Source organism: Psychromarinibacter sediminicola (assembly GCF_029168335.1).
Lineage (GTDB): Bacteria > Pseudomonadota > Alphaproteobacteria > Rhodobacterales > Rhodobacteraceae > Psychromarinibacter > Psychromarinibacter sediminicola.
On the sequence record NZ_JARGYC010000188.1, the window covers coordinates 1 to 1,555 of the forward strand.

The 1,555-nt window shown below is 65.0% G+C and carries 1 protein-coding gene and 1 pseudogene; one reads left to right on the forward strand and one right to left on the reverse strand.

What is annotated here, in order from left to right; genetic code table 11:
* Positions 1-180 (reverse strand): annotated as a pseudogene (locus P1J78_RS25515) (hypothetical protein); the annotation flags it as partial.
* 44 nt (positions 181-224) lie between these two features.
* Here P1J78_RS25515 and P1J78_RS24840 point away from each other — a divergent pair.
* Positions 225-1,403, forward strand: coding sequence for an IS256 family transposase (locus P1J78_RS24840; RefSeq protein ID WP_275570052.1), 1,179 nt, complete (start codon positions 225-227; stop codon positions 1,401-1,403).
* Positions 1,404-1,555: the final 152 nt, after the last annotated feature.

The following is a 1,555-nucleotide window of genomic DNA, read 5'->3' on the forward strand; positions in this document are numbered from 1 at the left end:
GCCGAGCGAGCGGTTGTTGAGGTTGGAGGACCCTACACGCATCAGGCGGTTGTCCATGATGACGATCTTGGCATGAACGTAGATCGGGCCTCCGCGGTGCTGTAACCTGACGTCTGGAATTTCTTTCGGCGCTTGCGCCATGAGCCCCGACCGGGGCGCGCCCCGGTCGGGGCGATCCATTCTGGTATTCCATGGAGTTGCTACACGACCATGGAGAAGCGCGAATGGACGAACGCAAGGATACGGCGGTTGAGGCTGTCTTGGAACATCTGATGGAGCATGGGCCGGGTGACATCGCGACCGTCTTCGCGCGGGCGTTCGAGCTGGCCATGCAGATCGAGCGAGAGCGGTTCCTGGGAGCCGGCCTGTACGAGCGCACGGCTGAGCGGCGGGGCTATGCCAACGGCTACAAGCCCAAGCGCATCGACACGCCGGCAGGCACGGTCGCCGTCGACGTTCCCAAGACCGCAGGCCATGACACGCCGTTCTACCCGCAGTCACTGGAGCGCGGCCGTCGCTCGGTCCGCGCAGTGATGCTGGCGGTGGCGGAGATGTACGTCAAAGGCGTCTCCACACGGGAGGCCGAGAAGGTGATGCGCGAATTCGGCATCGAGAGCCTGTCATCCTCGCAGGTCAGCCGCGCGGCGAAGCTGCTCGACGAGGAACTGGAGGCCTGGCGCACCCGGCCTCTGGGCGAGACCCGGTATCTGATCCTCGACGCCCGGTACGAGAAGATGCGCCACGGCGGTGTCGTGCGCGATGCCGCCGTCCTCTCTGCGGTGGGCATTGGCTCCGATGAGCGCCGCCGGGTGCTCGGCGTCTCGGTCGCGCTGTCGGAGGCAGAGGTGCATTGGCGGGGCTTTCTCGAAAGCCTCCAGGCTCGTGGGATGCGCGGGGTGGAATATGTCGTCTCCGACGATCATGCCGGGTTGCGGGCCGCCCGTCGTGCCGTGCTCGGCGGGGCAACTTGGCAGCGCTGCCAGTTCCACCTCGCCCAGAATGCCATCCACCATGCGCCGACGCTGGACATCCGAAAACGCATCGGGTCCGAGCTGCGCTCGGTCTGGAACGCCAGCACGCTGGCCAAGGCCGAAACCGCCTTGGCCGAGCTGGTCACGACCTACCGGGACACAGTCCCGAAACTGGCCGCATGGCTGGACGAGAACGTGCCCGAGGGCCTCGCCGTCTTCTCCCTGCCTGAGCATCACCGCCGACGCCTGCGCACATCCAATCCGATGGAGCGCAGCGTCCAGCAGGAGCTCAAGCGCCGAACCATCAAGGTCAGAGTCTTTCCCAGCGAAGCCTCGCTCGAGCGCCTCGTCAGCGCCGTGCTCGTCGAGATCGACGACAAATGGGCCGCAGACAGCAAGGCCTACATCAAATGGGAATGCCAGGATGCGTGATCATCGCATCGCTGAAATTCCAGACCTCGGGTTGCTCAATCTCGGTCGGTAACTAGAGGACGGATCGACATGTTGCAATACCCGGAGGACGTCACATGCCCGCTCGCCTTCGCCTGTCCGCGGAAGAGCGCCGATCCGCCATCCTCGATGCC